Origin of the sequence: Candidatus Cryosericum septentrionale (genome assembly GCF_003570995.1) — a bacterium.
Lineage (GTDB): Bacteria > Caldisericota > Caldisericia > Cryosericales > Cryosericaceae > Cryosericum > Cryosericum septentrionale.
In genome coordinates this window covers 8243-25656 of record NZ_QXIY01000046.1, presented here as the reverse complement: position 1 = coordinate 25656, position 17414 = coordinate 8243, and the positions used below count along the sequence as shown (strand labels likewise).

The 17414-nt window shown below is 56.7% G+C and carries 14 protein-coding genes and 2 pseudogenes; 6 read left to right on the top strand and 10 right to left on the bottom strand.

The features are described 5' to 3' along the window. The 4 genes and pseudogenes from SMC1_RS09625 to glgP all read left to right on the top strand — a co-directional run. Positions 1–249: pseudogene (locus tag SMC1_RS09625) on the top strand (hypothetical protein); the annotation flags it as partial. Between the two features lie 19 nt (positions 250–268). Further along, positions 269–556, top strand: a pseudogene (locus SMC1_RS09620) (tryptophan synthase subunit beta); the annotation flags it as partial. Positions 557–661: 105 nt separating this feature from the next. Beyond that, the gene (locus tag SMC1_RS09615) at positions 662–1480 is read left to right on the top strand and encodes a toast rack family protein (protein WP_119086554.1); all 819 of its coding nucleotides are present in this window, start codon (positions 662–664) and stop codon (positions 1478–1480) included. 387 nt (positions 1481–1867) lie between these two features. Beyond that, positions 1868–3466, top strand: coding sequence for an alpha-glucan family phosphorylase (glgP, locus tag SMC1_RS09610; RefSeq protein WP_119086553.1), 1599 nt, complete (start codon positions 1868–1870; stop codon positions 3464–3466). A gap of 70 nt (positions 3467–3536) precedes the next feature. Here the strand turns inward: glgP and SMC1_RS09605 are convergent, their stop codons facing one another. Next, entirely contained in the window at positions 3537–4208 is a 672-nt protein-coding gene (locus SMC1_RS09605) for a DUF975 family protein (RefSeq protein WP_119086552.1), read from the bottom strand. A 318-nt stretch (positions 4209–4526) separates the two neighbouring features. Here SMC1_RS09605 and asnA point away from each other — a divergent pair, with 318 nt between their 5' ends. Next, positions 4527–5600 carry an aspartate--ammonia ligase gene (gene asnA, locus SMC1_RS09600; RefSeq protein ID WP_243626553.1) on the top strand — a complete coding sequence of 358 codons (1074 nt, stop codon included), beginning with the start codon at positions 4527–4529 and terminating at the stop codon, positions 5598–5600. 17 nt (positions 5601–5617) lie between these two features. Here asnA and SMC1_RS09595 read toward each other — a convergent pair whose 3' ends face one another. Beyond that, positions 5618–5911 (bottom strand): hypothetical protein, encoded by a 294-nt coding sequence (locus tag SMC1_RS09595; protein WP_119086551.1) that lies wholly within the window; start codon positions 5909–5911, stop codon positions 5618–5620. A gap of 453 nt (positions 5912–6364) precedes the next feature. Between SMC1_RS09595 and SMC1_RS09590 the strand changes: the two genes are divergently transcribed. Then, the gene (locus SMC1_RS09590) at positions 6365–6931 is read left to right on the top strand and encodes an SHOCT domain-containing protein (protein WP_165849428.1); all 567 of its coding nucleotides are present in this window, start codon (positions 6365–6367) and stop codon (positions 6929–6931) included. A 116-nt stretch (positions 6932–7047) separates the two neighbouring features. Here SMC1_RS09590 and SMC1_RS09585 read toward each other — a convergent pair whose 3' ends face one another. From SMC1_RS09585 to SMC1_RS09550, 8 genes are all read right to left on the bottom strand, one after another. Next, positions 7048–8958 carry an ABC transporter ATP-binding protein gene (locus SMC1_RS09585; protein WP_207799408.1) on the bottom strand — a complete coding sequence of 637 codons (1911 nt, stop codon included), beginning with the start codon at positions 8956–8958 and terminating at the stop codon, positions 7048–7050. Further along, a complete protein-coding gene (locus SMC1_RS09580; protein WP_119086549.1) occupies positions 8951–10717 on the bottom strand; it encodes an ABC transporter ATP-binding protein in 1767 nt (588 codons plus the stop codon). Before SMC1_RS09580 ends, SMC1_RS09585 begins: the two co-directional genes overlap by 8 nt. Beyond that, entirely contained in the window at positions 10714–11226 is a 513-nt protein-coding gene (locus SMC1_RS09575) for a MarR family winged helix-turn-helix transcriptional regulator (RefSeq protein ID WP_207799407.1), read from the bottom strand. Before SMC1_RS09575 ends, SMC1_RS09580 begins: the two co-directional genes overlap by 4 nt. Positions 11227–11454: 228 nt before the next feature. Beyond that, the gene (locus SMC1_RS09570) at positions 11455–13638 is read right to left on the bottom strand and encodes a hypothetical protein (protein ID WP_119086547.1); all 2184 of its coding nucleotides are present in this window, start codon (positions 13636–13638) and stop codon (positions 11455–11457) included. Between the two features lie 97 nt (positions 13639–13735). Beyond that, positions 13736–14644: a DUF4829 domain-containing protein gene (locus SMC1_RS09565; RefSeq protein WP_165849427.1), complete on the bottom strand. Its 909-nt coding sequence runs from the start codon at positions 14642–14644 to the stop codon at positions 13736–13738. A gap of 56 nt (positions 14645–14700) precedes the next feature. Further along, positions 14701–15399, bottom strand: a complete 699-nt coding sequence (locus SMC1_RS09560; protein WP_119086545.1) for a hypothetical protein — start codon at positions 15397–15399, stop codon at positions 14701–14703. 40 nt (positions 15400–15439) lie between these two features. Further along, on the bottom strand, positions 15440–15862 hold the full coding sequence (locus SMC1_RS09555; protein WP_119086544.1) for a hypothetical protein: 423 nt from the start codon (positions 15860–15862) through the stop codon (positions 15440–15442). Between the two features lie 154 nt (positions 15863–16016). Then, positions 16017–17090 carry a hypothetical protein gene (locus tag SMC1_RS09550; RefSeq protein WP_126855208.1) on the bottom strand — a complete coding sequence of 358 codons (1074 nt, stop codon included), beginning with the start codon at positions 17088–17090 and terminating at the stop codon, positions 16017–16019. Positions 17091–17414: the final 324 nt, after the last annotated feature.

The following is a 17414-nucleotide window of genomic DNA, read 5'->3' as shown; positions in this document are numbered from 1 at the left end:
CTGGAAGTCTGGAGCGGCGGACGGAGCGGGATGGGTCAGGTGTTCGTACCGCGGGCCGGGGCCATGACGCAGATGCTGGTCGAAGAACTGAACGCTGTCGTGCAGGTCCGCCTGATCGAGCGACACGTGCATGGAGACGTCCTGTTGTTCGAGGGCCGTGGGCGCAACGGAGGACTCGAGATCAGTGGCGACATGCCTGCTCTCGTAGGTGGCGCCGAAACGGAGCGACTCTCGACCAGGCCTGTCTAGCGACCGCAGGGTCTATAGGCCGGAACAGGCCGCTCTCAAGGATTGCGGTCGAGCCACCTACGTCACCGCGACCGATACGGAGGCGCTTGAGGCGTTTGTACTGCTCAGCCACCTCGAAGGCATCGTTCCAGCGCTTGAAAGCGCTCACGCTATAGCGTACGCCGTCCGTCTCGCCTCCACCATGAGACCTGACCAGTTCATCATCGTCAACCTCTCGGGGCGGGGCGACAAGGACGTCGATGAGGTAGCGCGACTGCTCGATATCCGGGAAGACGTGGTCGTTGCCCCGGGCGGATGCCCCATGTAACCTGACGGACTTTGCGACCGTATGCAAGGTGAGAGCAGGACATGGGTACGAACAAGGGCCCGCCTGCCGCAAGCGGTTGTTCCGCTTTCCTGTGGGAGGTAGTACATGAGAGGACTTGCCATTTGTCTGGTGATCGTGCTCCTGATCGTCGGCGCGTTGTACGCAACAGGCGCCCTGACCGGCAATGCGTGGTGGGAGCCGAGGACGTGGAACAAACCGACTGCCGGCGACGTTATGACCGATACCAAGGCCGTGGACCTGCGGGGCGCGCGCACAGCACTGGTCGAACTGCAGATGGGCGCTGGCCGGGTAACGCTGAGTGGCGGAGCTGCTGACCTGATGGATGCGACGTTCACCTACAATGTCACAGCCTGGAAGCCCATCGTCGACTATGTCCTCAAGGGTGACGAGGGCCGGCTTCTGGTGCGGCAGCCCAGCGGAACGTACCAGGCCTTCAGTGGCAGCTATCGCAATGATTGGGACATCCGTCTGAGCAGTACGACACCCGTGGACCTGGACCTCAAGAACGGCGCCGGCAACATGGACATGGACCTGAGCGATACGATGGTGCGCACGCTCACCGTCGACTCAGGAGCGTCCAGCACAACGATCAAGGCCTCTCCGCATGCGATGACCAGTCTGAACATCAAGGCGGGCGTGGGGTCGGTCAACATCGACCTCACTGGTGACTGGAAGAACAGCGCAGATGTACAGGTCAACGGTGGAGTCGGCAGTATCAAGCTGGTCGTCCCCGCGAACGTCGGCGTCACCATCGACGCGCAGCGAGGTCTTGGTTCCATCGACGCGAATGGCTTCACCAAAAACGGCAGTACCTATCGCAACGCTGCCTGGGGCACGACGGCCGTCACGTTGAACGTCGACTTGAAAGTCGGTGTGGGTTCGGTGGCCATCACCCAGAAGTAGCAGGTCCTCATTGCAGAAGACTGGGGCGGGGCGCGGGAGATGTCTCCCGCGCCCCGCTTTTCCTGTCTCTTGCATGCCCCTGCACGCCTGTCCCCGTGTTCGTCGTTCCCGCGAAGGCGGGAACCCACACTCCAAGGGACATGCATGGACTCCTGCTTGCGCGGGAGTGACGGATCGACAGGCCACCGCTCGAAATCTGCTTGATGACACTCTCGGCGACTTCGTGAAGCAACCGGAGGTGGGGGGCATGGCAATCCGGCGATGCTCTGCTATGATGACAGAGTTTTCAGTGTCTGGTGCAATAAAGGTGTACGCCCTCTTCGTGCTGGGATTACGGTCCCGGTGCCATGGGAGTTGCCACGGAGCCCGGCACAACGGAGGTTTTCAATGGGAAACGGAACGCCCAGAGTAGCCTACTTCTGCATGGAGTTTGGGCTGCACGAGAAGCTGCACATCTACGCCGGGGGGCTGGGCATCCTGGCGGGTGACATCCTGAAGGCAGCAGGGGACACCGGACGGCCGATGGTTGGGGTCGGCATCCTGTGGCGCCAGGACTACACGGAGCAATTCATCGATGAGTACGACCGCCCGTACGACAGCTACCACGAGTACCGGTATGACTTCCTGGAGGACACGGGCGTCATCGTCACTGTGCCTATCCGGGACGAACAGGTGCGCGTGAAGGTATGGAAGTGCACCGCCTTTGGCAATGCGCCGCTGTACCTCCTCGATACGTACCTTCCGGACAACCTGGCCTGGAACCTGACGGGGCAGCTGTACGGCTGGTTCGAAGAAGAACGCATCGCACAGGAGATGATCCTCGGCATCGGTGGCGTCCGCGCGCTGCAGGCGCTGGGTATGGACGTGGACGTCTACCACTTCAACGACAGCCACGCCGTGTTTGCTGGCGTCGAACTGATCCGCCAGCAAATGACGAAGGACGTGCCCTTTACGGACGCTCTCTTGTCCGTGAAGCAGCACATCGTGTTCACGACGCACACGCCGGTGCCTGCCGGCAACGAGGCGCACAGCCATCGAATTCTGCAGTACATGAGCTCGTACGACGGACTCTCCCGCGACCAGATCGTCCAGCTGGGCGGTGACCCGTTCAGCATGACTGCCGCGGGGTTGCGCCTGTCCAAAAGGACGAATGCAGTCTCGCAGCTGCATGGCCACACGGCGCGTGAGATGTGGAAGCTCATCCCCGGAGGCATCGACATTCTGACAATCACGAACGGTGTCCACAACGGTACGTGGCAGGACGACAGCATCCGACAGGCCCATTCGTCGGGAGGGGACGTGTGGGCGGCTCACAGTGTGCTGAAGCGTGCGATGATTGACGACATCGAGCGGCGGAACGGGGTCCGGCTCGACGAGAACGTCCTGACCATCGGGTTTGCCCGCCGCGCCACGCAGTACAAGCGCAGCGACCTCATCTTCTCGAACAGGGAGATCATCGGGGACCTGCTGCGCAACCACAGGATTCAGATTGTGCTGTCTGGTAAAGCGCACCCCAACGACTTGGCAGGGAAGGCGACCATCACGAACCTCGTACGCATCGCCAGGGAGTATCCTGGCAGCGTTGTGTTCCTGCAGGGCTATGACATGGCTATCGGCAAGATGCTCACGCGCGGGTGCGACGTCTGGCTCAACAACCCGGTGCGGCCGATGGAAGCGAGCGGCACGTCAGGCATGAAGGCTGCGATGAATGGTGTCCTCAACCTGAGCACGCTCGACGGGTGGTGGCCCGAGGCCTGTGACCACGGCGTCAACGGCTGGCAGTTCAGCGGGGGATACGAGGGGTGCGACTGCGACAGCGTGGACGTTGCCTCGCTGTATCAGGTGCTGATGGGCGATGTCATACCCACCTATGAGAACCGGCGGGACGCATGGGTCGGCATGATGCATGCCAGCATCGAAATGGCACAGTGGCGGTTCTCGGCTGCGCGCATGTTGCAGGACTACTACGAGAGGATGTACGCCTGACGGCGTCGCTCACGGTACTCGCAGTGCACGAAGCAGGGAGGGGCCGACGAGGCCCCTCCCTGCATTTCGTCTATGCCAGCTCGGTCGCCCGGACCATCTGCTGTCCGGAGAGCCTGAGGAAGACAGCGCTCCAAGCGATTTCAACGGTAGGGATGGCCCAGACGAGCCCGACGCCCAGGCACAGAGTTCCAAGGATGATGACACCCATGGACGCCAGCTTAAGGCCGAACAGCTCTCCCTTGTGCCCGTCTGTCGCGGCAGCGCTCATCTGCAATGCCTCGACGGGGCCTGCGCCCTGCGTCACCATGTAGTGCCCGTACATGCAGTAGCGGAGTGCCCAGATGATGCCGGGGACGACCAGCAGGACCATGCCGACACTGACGATAAGGCCGTACAGGAGTGTGCCCAGGATGAACCACTCCACGTTCTCCCATTTGAGGAAGAAGTCGCCCGCGGTCACGTCCTCGCCGCGTGCGGCCTTCACCGAGCCATTGATGATGCCCATCCGTATCCACGCAGATACGATGTAACCCATGATACCGAGGACGACAGCCGCAATGACGATCCCCTGCCCCTGTGGTCCCATATCGTGCCACCAGAGATGCAGACTGCGGCCGCCTTCAGCCCCTTCACGCCACGTCACTGCGACGTTCAGGACCCACTGCAGCAGGACCGCGGGCAGGAAAGCCCAGACCCACAGACGTGCCTTGTTCCACCCATACCGTATCGACTGGAGTATCATTTCCACAGCTCCTTGTTCCAACTTGCAGCGTGATTTGTGTCCACACTACACCATAGTCTACAGCTGTCTGCCCTCAAAGGTTACGGCCGGCCCCCTCTGTCGTTCCCGCGAAGGTCGGACTACCGCCCTGTCTGTCGTTCCCGCGAAGGCGAGAATCCAGTTCTTGGACAGGTATCGACTTCCACTTGCACAGCGTGATCGACGCGTGTTCCCAGTCGTTCACAATTCACACATAGTGGAACAGCGTTTGCTGCTATCCTCTACAAAACACCCTAGCATCCGGCAGTGGCGCTGGCGGCGAGGCAATGGGAGATGCGCATGACGATGCGGATGGAAACAGCTCAGACGTACGTCAGTGGCAGGCTTTGCCTGCCCGAAGGGTATACGCCCGCACTGTCGCTGCGGGAGACGGAACAGGCCATCAAGTTTATCAAGGATACGTTTCAGAACGGTCTTGCGGCCGCGCTCAATCTTGCGCGTGTTTCGGCGCCGCTATGTGTGACTGCCGCCTCCGGTCTCAACGATCACCTCAACGGCGTCGAGACCCCGGTCCGGTTTAGCATCCGGAGCATCGGTGAGGACGCCGAGATCGTGCAGTCACTGGCCAAGTGGAAACGTGCTGCCCTTGCCGACTACGGCTTCGGCCATGGCGAAGGCCTTTACACCGACATGAACGCCATCCGTCCCGACGAAACGCTGGACAACCTGCACTCCGTGTACGTCGACCAGTGGGACTGGGAGCGCGTCATCGACGCCAGCGAGCGCACTGTCCCGTTCCTAGAGGGAATCGTGCGAGACATCTACGGTGTGCTGCTCCGCACAAACCAGCTTGTGTGCGAGCGCTACCCTTCAGTGCCGGCCCCGGAACTGCCTGACGAGCTGGCCTTCGTGCGCAGCGAGGACCTGGAGGCCGACGACCCCGACCACACCCCGCAAGAGCGGGTGGACCACATCTGCCGTGACTCGGGCGCAGTGTTCGTCATCGGCATCGGCGCGCCGCTGCGCGATGGCAACCCCCAAGACGGGCGCGCGGCTGACTACGACGACTGGTCGACGCCCACGGACGAGACACATCGCGGCCTCAACGGAGACCTGTTCATCTGGAACCCCCTCCTGGGTTGTACGTTCGAACTCTCGTCGATGGGCATCCGTGTAGACCCGTCTGCCCTGCTGCGTCAGCTTGAAGCACACGGCGAACTCGCCAACCGGGACCTTCCATACCATCGCCGCCTGCTTGCGGGCGACCTGCCCCTGACCATCGGCGGCGGCATCGGACAGTCGCGGCTCTGCATGCTGCTCCTGCACACCGCGCACATCGGCCAAGTCCAGTCCGGCATCTGGTCCGATGCCATGCGGTCTGCCTGTTTCGCTGCAGGGATACCGCTGCTCTAGAACGGACGCGTGAAGCGCTACCCGGCCAGAGCGCTCCGCGCAAACTCCTCTGCCCCGTTCAGGTCCTGAGCGTCGGGGTGGCGGCGGTTGAAGAGCAGGAACTTGCCCAGGCAGAAGTAGCACTTGTCTGCCACATGGACTCCCCGCCGTGTCAGCAGGTCCTTCATGATGCCTGTTGCCTTGTCCTCAAAGCCGGTGCTGAACACGGTCACCTGCTTGACGAGAGCGGGGTCGAGTCCCTCGATGAACTTCTTGACGGATGGGTCGATGTCCTTGGCATGGATCGATGCCCCCAGGAACAGCATGTCCACGGGCTAGTCAACCGTCGCTGTATCCACTGGCTCCGCCACGTAGCCCACCGCACGTGCGATCGTCTCGGCAACCCTCTTCGTGTTGCCTGTCGTGGACTGGTACGCTACTCTGACACGCATGATACCTCCTTTCCTATGTTCACATCTGGCTTCACAAGGAAACTCCACAGCTGCATCGATGGCAAGCGCTCAGGGCTGTGCCCGAATACCTTCGGGTCCCCTCAGGCGAGATACCAGGTAGTTTAGAGATATCTTCGCCGATATTCCAGAGCATTGTCAAGACCGGGACGCGCGCTGACCGTGTTTCCATCTTTCTGGAATGCATTGGGGTAAGACGGTTCGCCGCGCTATAATAAATACAGAGGTTGGGCGCAGTAGGTACTCCAGAACGAACAAGATCGCCAACCCACGAGGACACCAAGTGAGTCCAGATCAGAGACATAGGAGATGGACATGGAAACGAAAGTCGTCAACGTGATCGAACCTCTTGGCAGTCGAGGAGAGGCACTGCTCAAAGCGAACATGGCGGATGGAGAGACGATCCTGGTCAAGCTCAAAGGGTCGTTTGGTGAGGCCTTCGTGGTGACAGACAGACGTATCTACGTCCTGAAGTATGGGTTCATGGCAGGCCGTACTTTTAGAGGTCAATGCACTGCTTATCGTTTCAACCAGATAACCGGGCTCGAAAGCCGCAAGACACTGGTTACAGGCGTCGTAGAGGTCCTGACCGCTGCAGACAGGAACACTGACAGCAAGACCTTTTGGGGTGTTGGGAAGATGAGCGCGATTCGGGCCGACAACACGGTAGCATATAGTTTGATGTTCCAGGGTGCGTCGTTTCAGAGAGGTTTCTCTATTGCACGCGAGGCGATCCAAGAAGCTGTGAGTGCAAGCACGGGTCAGGTCGTCGGACAGGAGGGCGTTGCGGACGAAATAGGGAAGCTTGCCCTGCTGCGAGACAAGGGCACCTTGACCGAAGAGGAGTTCCAAGCGAAGAAACGACAACTTCTTGGTCGGTGAGCTTTACGTCAGAGGAATGAATGCTATGTATTGCCGTGATTGCACAGGAGAAGTGACGAATCCGCGTGGCTTGTTTGTGAGCCGCGCGGATAGCATTTGATTTGAGTGGAAGTTGCTTATTCCAGTGCAGATTGACCGGTGTACAGCTGAAAGTACCGACCTTTTTCAGCGAGCAGGCTGTCGTGGTTGCCGCGCTCGATGATCTCACCGTGTTCCAGGACGATGATGGCTTTGGCATTATGGACGGTGGAAAGACGGTGAGCAATAACAAACACTGTTCTGCCTTCCATGAGTGCGTCCATGCCCTGTTCAATCAGGCGTTCAGTGCGCGTGTCAATGGAGCTCGTTGCCTCGTCGAGGATCATGACAGGCGGGTCGGCGACGTAGGCGCGGGTAATCGCGAGCAGTTGGCGCTGCCCCTGAGACAGGTTGCCACCATCGCCCGTAATGACAGTGTCGTATCCCTGTGGCAGGCGACGAATGAACGAGTCGGCGCTGGCGCGCTTTGCAGCCAATCTGCAGTCGTCGTCCGTGGCATCAAGCCGTCCATACCGGATGTTGTCCATGACCGTGCCTGTGAACAGGTGCGTGTCCTGCAGCACCATGCCGAGGGAACGGCGCAGGTCACTCTTACGGATCGTCTTGACGTCGATGCCGTCGTAGGTGATGGTCCCTTCCTGCACGTCGTAGAACCGGTTGATCAGGTTAGTGATCGTCGTCTTGCCCGCGCCGGTCGAACCGACAAAGGCGATCGTCTGACCAGGTTTTGCATACAGCGAGATGTTTTTGAGAACAGGGGTGACCCCGTCATACGAGAAAGTGACATGGTCAAACCGGACATCTCCTTTGAGAGGCACAAGTGTATGCCCATTGTCTCCCGGGACACTCCACGCCCACTCATTGGTCTTGGTAGTCTCTGGAGCCTCCACGACAGTGCCATCTTCCGTGCCATCTTCCGCGTACGTGACATTCACGAGTGTGACTGTTCCGTCATTGACCTCGACCTGCTGATCCATGACCTCAAAGATGCGTTCTGCGCCTGCGAGAGCGGCGAGCACAACGCTCAACTGGTTTGTAGCCTGGTTGATGGGTTGGGCAATCTGGTAGGAGTACTGAAGGAAAGCGACCAGTGAACCGGTGTCGAGACGTCCAGCGATAGCAAGTATCCCGCCTACGATCGCAACCGTTGCGTAAAGGATACGGCCGAGGTTTCCCATAACGGCCATCACTACCCCGGACAGGAAGGTCGCGGTGGTCGCGGATGAACGGAATTTGTCATTAAGGCCTGCAAATTCGCTGCTGGCTACCTGTTCATGTCCAAACACCTTAACAACCTTTAGACCATCCACCATTTCCTCGATGTAGCCGTCGAGGGTGCCCAGGGAACTCTGTTGCATCCGGAAGTAGACCGTGCTCTTCTTGCTCAGACTGACGCTCAGGAAAATCATGAATGCCAGGATGACCGCGGCGACCGCGAACAAGGTGGGGCTCAGTACCAGCATCATGACGAGCGTTCCAACGAATACGAGAATGCTGGAGATCAAACTGACGACACTTTGCTCGATTGCCATTTCGACATTATCCATATCGTTGGTGAAACGGCTCATCAGTTCACCGTGCGTATGCGTATCGAAGAACTTGAGCGGCAAGTCCTGCAGCTTCTCGAAGAGGTCCTTGCGCATCAGATTGGCGGTCTTCTGCCCGATCGTGACCATGACGCGGCCTTGAAAGTACGAAGCGACCACGCCGACCAAGTAGATGACGGCCAGGACGGCAAGGGCAACTGCCAGTCCCCTGAAGTTGCCGGGGAGGATATAGTTGTTGACCAGTGGTTTCAAGAAGTACGATCCGGCAAGCGCGCTGCCAGTGCTCATGATGAGCATGATGCAGACGACAATCAGGGCATATTTGCTGCTTCCAAAGTATGCCAGAATACGGCGTGTTGTTGCCCCGACATTCTTGGGTTTCTGGAATGCCATGCGGGGACCGCCGCGCATGGGTATGATCGGACGCTGTTGTTCAGCCATTGACGACCACTCCTTCCATCTGTGATGCGCAGATTGCCTGATAGGCTGGATTGTTTGCAAGGAGCTCAGCGTGGGTCCCAATCCCGACGATGCGGCCATCATCGAGCACGATGATCTTGTCGGCCTCCTGCACCGAGCTGATGCGCTGGGCGATGGTCAGGATCGTCGTGTCCTTGAGATTCTCGCGGAAGGATGTGCGGATCTTTGCCTCTGTAGCCGAATCCACAGCGCTGGTGCTGTCGTCCATGATCAGGATGTGCGGCTTCTTGAGGAGCGCGCGCGCGATGCACAAGCGCTGTTTTTGACCGCCCGACACATTGACGCCGCCCTGCCCGAGGTCGGTGTCGTAGCCATTCGGGAAGCTCATGATAAAGTCATGGGCTTGGGCATTCTGTGCGGCTTCCTCGATCTCCTGCTGTGACGCAGCTGCATTCCCCCACATCAAATTTTCACGGATGGTGCCGGAGAACAAGACGTTCTGCTGAAGAACGACACCGATCGCGCTGCGCAAGGTCGCAAGCTTGTAGTCGCGGACGTCAACGCCGTCCACGAGGACCTGCCCGTCAGACACATCATACAGACGTGGGATCAGGCTCACCATGGTTGATTTGCCAGAACCTGTACCGCCGACAAGCGCAACGAATTTGCCCGGCTGGATAGTAACGTTGATGTCCGACAGGACGTTTTCGCCCTTGCCGGTTGCCGCGTATTTGAAATTGACATTACGGAACTCAATGGCGCCGTGCTGGACTGTCGGTTCTTCTACATCGGCAGCAGCGTCGGCTGCCAGAGCCGGCTCCTTGTCGGCGATGCTGGGTATCATGTCAAGCACTTCAATGATGCGCTCAGCGCTTGCTCTTGCACGAGCGAGCATCATAAGGACCGTTGAGACCATAAGGACGCTCTGGAGGATCAGCATGACATAGCTGATGAAGCCGGCCAACTCTCCTGTGCCCAGCTGCTGGTTTCCGACCATGCGACCTCCAAACCAGATGACGGCAATGGTAGCCGCGTTGAGGACGAGGAGCATCATTGGCATGATGGTGATGACAAGGTTTCCGGCCCTGATGGCTGTATCGCTGAACTCGTCACTGGACTTCTTGAACTTGGTCTTCTCATGAGGGCCACGAACAAAGGCTTTGACAACGCGGATGCCGATCAAGTTTTCCTCGACCGTGCCGTTCACGGCATCGATCTTTGCTTGCACTGCCTTGTAGAATCGTTCTGCTTGTCCCACGATAAGCGAGATCCCTGCTACAAGCACGGGAATAGCGATGAACAGAATGATTGCAAGCTTGGCGTTAATGGCGATGGCAAAGACGAGTGCACAGATCAACATGAGCGGCGCTCGCATCAGCATGCGCATGCTCATGAGCAGCGTGTTCTGAAGCTGCAACACGTCGTTTGTGAGACGTGTAACCAGGGAGGCAGTACTGAACGTGTCAATGTTTGAGAATGAGAATGACTGAACCCTGTCAAACAGCGCCTGGCGTAGATTGGCGGCATATCCCTGGCTTACGACTGCTGCAAGTCTGTGGTTTAGCGAGCTAAACAGCATGGCAACCAGTGCAAGGCCGATCATCAGAATACCAATTTGAATAATGTATTGCAGATTCAATGCCGGGATGCCATTATCGACGATCTTCCCCATCAAAAATGGCATAGAAAGCTCACAGACAACATCGAGCATGACGCAGAGCGGTGACAGGATGATCAGCGACTTGTAGTTGCCAATGTAGCTCCACAGTTTTTTGATCACGTTGTTTCCTCCTGCTTCATGAATGTAGGCAATTGGGCGCCCATGGCCACAAGGTTTTCGATCATGCGGCGATAGCTGCCTTCCAACTGTTTTCGTTCTTCTTCCGAGAACCCCTTGAAGGTGCCTGCGTCAACATGCTGAAAGGCATGAATGCAATCATTGACGAGGTGTAACCCCTTGCCGGTGATGGCTAGGTGATTGCGTCGCAGATCGTTTGGGTCGGTTGATTTGCAGACAAGCCCTGCTCGCTCCATGCGCCTGATCGAAACGGCAACGGTCGCAGGACTGACGCCTAATGCCTCCGAGAATCCTTTCTGGTCACACTCGGCGGCGACATCATGATTCCGCAGCATGAAGAGGATCGTCGGCTGCCCGACCTTGCCAAGGCCCCGGCTGTCCATTTCTTTCTTCAGGCACCGCCGGTGCATCTTGTTCACCGCGCGAAAGAGCACTTCCAGATCGTCTGTGGAATAGCCTAGTTCCTTTTCCTGTTCGTGTTTAACATCCATAAGCTGGTTCACCCCACTATTTCCGTGTCGGCTAATCATTAGCCGACATACTAATATGCAATAGTATAGACCGACTTCACCTATATCAAAGAGGTTTGCTCCACACAGTTTTCATACTCTGATGACGACGGTGAATATTGAAGGCGGCTTCCAGACATCAGGTACGGAAGCGGCGAGATGAAAAGCCATGGCTCGGCGTTCGTCATTGAGCACCGTGGCTCCTTTCTGTCACTGAATCGTGCTTGGAGTCGCGCTTTTCCTCCTGTGAGATTCCACGAACAGTCCTAGTATCAGCCCGGCAACCAGTCCTGCGATGCCGGAAAGGACAACCCAGATGGAACGGCGGGTTTCACCGGCGTGCTCAGTCGTGACAGCCTTTGCGACAGTCCCATCTGCAGCGTAGGTGACCATTGTCACGGACGGAGTCTTGCCACGGGTCTGTTGTACCAAATCGAGGTTGTGCTGCAGCGTCTTGTCGATCTCAGAGTCCTTGATCCAGGACAGGGTGCCATATGTGGCAACGATCTTCTTTAGCTCTGTCTCAACCTTGTCACAGAGGGCGTTTGCCATCGGGACGTCGGGATTCAATGTGACAGTAGCGCCGCGGTCAGCATCGAAACTGATAGTTGGACCAATCGCCTGCAGCCATGTAGTGGTGCCGGACTGCATGGAAGAACTGAGAATAGCATCATAGGGATAGTTGAACTCCATGCTCGACATCTTGGTCGGCGCCAGGATACCGACGCAGTTGTCCACTGCCGCCTTTAGTATCTTCTGGAATTCCTCTGCAGTTCTGACTTCCGATAGAGTCAGAACAACCAGGTAGTCATTGGGGTCCTTGTCCGAGAACCCACACTGGATGAGGCCATTGTTGTTGTCCTTGACCAGCCCCGTCATGTTGTCGATTTCGGGCGGTGTCTTCCAGTTGGGTTGAGACGACACGGTATTACTGTAGACAACCAGGACCTCCGACGGGGGCAACGTCTGGTGCAGGATGATGCGCGCACGCCAAGCGGGGCCGCCGACGATCGTGTCCATCTTTTGCTGTTGAATCTCAATGCGCGGTACGATCGACACACCGACCAGCAGGCGTGGATTGACCCAGGGGCTGATGCGTGCCAAGACTGTTTTCAGCAGTGCCTGATACGCATCGCTCTCCAGGACTCCTGCCTGCTTGGCATAGACCTGGGACTGGTCCAGTTCGTGGATCGCGCTCAGGCTATACCCGCCGGACATCGACTCGCCTGCCATGTTGACGGTCAGCCACGGCAGCAGGCGCTTCTCCTCCACCGATGGCTTGGTGGTCGAAAGACCCGCAGTGAGCAGTTCCTGATAGATGTCGTGTGCTCGCATCGACAGACCTGTTTCCCACCGGTCGACGCCATTCAGGAAATCACCTGTAACTCTATAGTATGAGAATCGAATATCATATGCCACCCTGAGTAAGCGCGCTTTGGCGCTTCCATGTGCACAGTGGTTGAGCGCGGTTAGCAGCGTTCGCTGGACGTAATCTGCGTATGCACTACTCTGAAGGCCACGGACAAACCCTAGTGAAGGTAGGGGGCCAGTGCTCTCCATCATGTCGCCGGGATATTTGCCGACGGTGTCGTCTGGCAGCAACGCCATCGCATAGCGATACCAGTCCGCCTCGGCGCCGGTCCGTTCTGCAGCGTCCTCCAAGGGATGCACACTCTTCCAGAACCCTGGGTACATGCTCTCGATTTCTATGTCCTGCTCCGGCTCGTAATTTGTGAAGTGCCACAGGATATGGTTGCCCTGTGTATGGTATCCCGCCGGCTGGACCGACAGGAGGTCGGGGAACACAGGTTCACGGCCGAAGTTCACGTCAATGGTCAGGTCACCGATGCCCCCCTTCCACAGCCGTCCTGTCTGCAGGACATAGAGGAAGTAGCCATTGCGGGGGAGGATCGTATAGGTGGCATCAATGATACGTGTTTGACCGGCGGCAAACGGTATCTCAAAGGTGTTCCACTGATCATACGTCAGCTCGCTGCTGCCAGTTGGCTGTTCGTTATCGAAGGGGCTTGTCGTGACTGCTGTCCCGTCCATGGTTACCTTGAAACCATAGTCCCAGAACCCAAACCCGCTGAGATGCTCTCGCCCCAAGGGAAAGCCCATCTTCTGGACCACTGCTTTCCCTTCGTTCCTGAACCAGAACCGCGCGTGGACGCCGACAGTCCCGGCACGATGGTTGGCTATCGGATCGATCTGGTTTGTGTAGTCGATTGTCAGCACTTCGCGCGTCATCCGGATATCACTGCTGGTCGTGGGCACCAGCATGCCTGCAGAGAAGTAAATGGGACCGCTGTCAGCTATGGCGACTGCCGGTATCCCCGTGCACAAGAGCACTGAAATAATAAGTACAGACAACACAAGCCTGTTCTTTCTCATACTTCCCTCCAACACGTACTTTCAACCAGATCGGTGGACTGGAACCCGGTCGCCAGCGCCGTCAGCGCGCCGTATCGTACAGAGTCGCAACAGTCCCTCATGCATATCCCCCACCACCCCAATCATAGATCAGCCACGATGACGTTTCGTTGTCTCTTTTGAGAAGATACTCCCAAGTAGTCCTTCCCTCATTGAGCGATGAACTCTTTCCTTTCTTATATTTGAGGTCGAACACTACTACAAACACTTTTGTGCCCGCTTCTCTTGGTTGTCTCTCGCTGATGCTTATCAACTTCACATACTCTATCGCATCAAAGCTCCAATCTATACCCTTTTTGTTCGGAGTCATGCGTTTTTCCATTTCAGTGATATTCTTGCCATTCCAATATTTGAAGTACTCCTCGACCACCTGTTTGGCGGCCATGGAAGATGGTTCTTGCTCGAATTGATCACTGGGAGCGTAGAAGAAGGACTCATCCCCCGCGGTTTTCTTGAACTCGTACGCAGTAGGAACGTAGATGAGAGGAACACTCTGCCATTGAGGTTGAAGAACTCCTGAGATCGTATATGTCTGCCCTTCAATGATCTCGGGATATCCCGTGCCACCATAGGCAATGGTACCGTCAGAGAACTTGTCTGCCTTTTCTGAAAGCGGCTGACAGAGGTAGAGGATGACAGACAGGTGACGTTGCGAGCTCTGCCCGGCAAGACTCACCAGGGCAGTGGTATCTGCCCAGACAATTCTGGTGTCAATAACGTCAGTCACTGTGAAAGTAGCCGACAGATCCATTATGTAAGGACTCGTCCCATCCAGAACAAAAGCGGGAACGAGACCTTTGTACCCGGTTGCTCCATTCTCAACCTGTATTTCCATGTTGGCGCCATAAGGCACATCAACCGTCCCGGTGACTTTGGGTGCGCAACCTGTTGCCAATAGAACCACTGCAAGCAAGATGCTCAGGAATGTGATGATCCTTGAAGAGGATCGTGATTTCGTTGTTTTCATGTTGTATGCCTCCAACGCATACTTCGCCTGCGACATTGCGCACTCGGCCACCCAGCTCATGCCTTCGGCTGAGTCCCTCCAACCACATCGTCAATGAGCCATGTGCCATTGACATTCTTGAGCGTGAGTGTGATGGGTTTTTCTCCTGCATTTTTGCCCTCAGCCGTCTGGAGGCTTGTCATCAGGATGATCTTCCCGTTTACCGTGTAGGACGTGTTGTCCAGCTTTTGCACAGAGTCGATTTTGATGGTGTCCGGCCATGGTGCCTTTGTATCAGCAGGTTTTCCTGGAACAGTTGACGTATCATTCATAAATTTCTCATATAACCTGTCAGTAATGAATCGTTTCAAATTGGAATCAATTCTTTCTCTAGTACCTGGGTCCAGCTGGGCTGCGAGCAAGTTATCAGGGTCACGAAGGTCTCCACCGTACAACACGCCGTAACTCTTGTTATCGGACAACAGAACCATTTTGTAGTCTTGTCCGTCCTTTGCATGGAACACTTTCACCCCGTTGACGACGCGCACACCGATACCCGCTTCTGCAGCCCGCGTTGCCAGCGGCCTGGGATCTTCATTTGGAACATCTCTGAGGCGTGCGCCGAACTCGCCCACGACCTGGTAGATGGCGTTGATGTCTGCTTCATTCGGGGGAGACGTTGTGGACGGTTTAAACAAGAAATATCCGCCAACAGAGATGACGAGAAGCAACACTACCCCGACAGCGACAAACCTGACTAGTCCGTTAGTATTCATGCTATGCGCCTCCAACGTACCCTTCTAGCAAGAGCAACATCTATTGCCTTTGCAGGTGTATGGTTTCGGTACCACCCTTCCAGGTAATGGTGAGGACTAGTCCATATTCAAGTTGCGGCTCGGAGATAAGAGCATTTGTGTTTTGAATCTTCCATGGATTGAACGATCCAGACTCATCTCCTTCCTCGATCATCCCATGCAATCCAGCGAGCTGAAACTGTACCTCCGTGACCTCACCCGGGGTGCGGGTCCACCATGCTTTAAGCTCATCAAAGGAGCTCGTGCGAAAATCTCTGTCCAGCTTTTGCACATGAACAACGTCCTCCGCTTTCCAGTGCGCGGAGGAGCCGGCAAGCGTCGTTGTTTTCTCAGGGAGAAGCAAGAAAAAGTACAGGCATACGACGGCAAACATGACCAATAGAGACGCCCAGATGATCGTTGCTGTTAGCTTTCTGTTCTTCACGAGGCCCTCCAACACGTGCTGTCACTAAAAGCGGTGGACAGGAACCCGGTCACCAACGCTGTCAGCGCGCCGCATCCATACGGCCCGCAGCGGAGGTCATACCTCCCACTACAAAACACAGTGAAGCTCCATGAACTCAGAGCGGCTCGAGGTGCTACGGAGCCTTTGCAGCCCCAGCTATGGATTCGGCACTGGCATAAGCTTGTGCAACGGTCACCCAGGCAGAACGCATGTTCTTGAAGTACTGAGCTGCAGGAACGAAAGCGCTCCCCCGTGGCGGTCCTTCATCCGCGTATACTTGAAGAGAGCTGGCATCGATGTTGCCCGCAAGATCTACATCTGCAACAACCTTGATCAGATAGCTTGTCTCCGTGGGTGTGTTCATGGCAGATTCAATGGTGTTGCGCCAGTCAGCGATGTCGTCTTCAACAGCCTTCCTGGCGGCAGCAGAGAGCGCAGCGCCGTGATCACGAAGATACTGAAGCTCTCCGACGATTATCGGTTGTGTATCGGGATCTCCGCTATTCATGGCATTCAGCGTTCCGAGGAGCATCATAACTTCCATCTTGCCTGACTTAACCTGTTTGCTGGCGACCGTGATGACAGGCTCAGCAGTCAGGTGATGATCCCCCGCTGCCTCTGCCTGTTCAGCAAAGGAACGCGCGGCGGTGAGAAATACCTGCTCATCGGCGCTGCCCGTTGATGTCCCCGTAAGGGTCGTATAGCCCTCGAACAAATCGACTGAGGGGAACGATAGAACTCCCCGTGCGTTATCGACGGCAACAGGTGTTCCACGGTGTCCTTGACCATCAAAGCTGGTGATTGAAGTCGCGTCAGCATAAAGGTTGCCGATGACTTCTCCCGAGGATGATATGGCATAGTACATGGTGGTGTCCCAGGTAACATCCGGATACCCAATGATCAGTATGCCGCCATCACTTGCCAGTGAAGCCTGGAGCGGTGCTTGTATAGTGGTTGGTCCTTCACGACGGAGCCTCTCAAGAAGCGTATTGATCTTCTCTGGAACTGTCACCGAGGGCGCGGCTGCTGACGTGTCAACGCAGTAGATCTTTCCATGCGCATGCGTGAAGTAGAGGAGCGGACCAATGCGCGCAAAACTTGCGCTCTGCCCTTCGATAAGGTCTGTCCCGTGCCCAGTCGTATCGGTGCACTGCACCAAGGTTGCTTTCCCGTTGTCCATATGGAGGAGCAGAAGAGAGGTTGTCATTCTGTCTTTCCATCCCACGGCTAAGACAAATCCGCTGTTTGTACTCCCGCTCCCGTACACAACGGTAAGCTGTGACAGTCCAGAAGGAACCGGCACAGTCAGTGTCTGTGCTTGGGACCCAGTAGCGAGGGGAGACTCTGTGGTCGGGATGGTCAGGCCGTTCAGCGTCTTCTGCGAGGAAAGAGGAACAAGTTCATGTGGAACGGTGACAAAAGCGTTCTCTCTTGGAGCGTACCAACGGGAAAGACCCGGGCTTAGATAAGCGGAAGAGGAATGCTGTGTTCCTTCGGGCGGCACGAGGATTTGAGCGTTGTCTGATGTTGC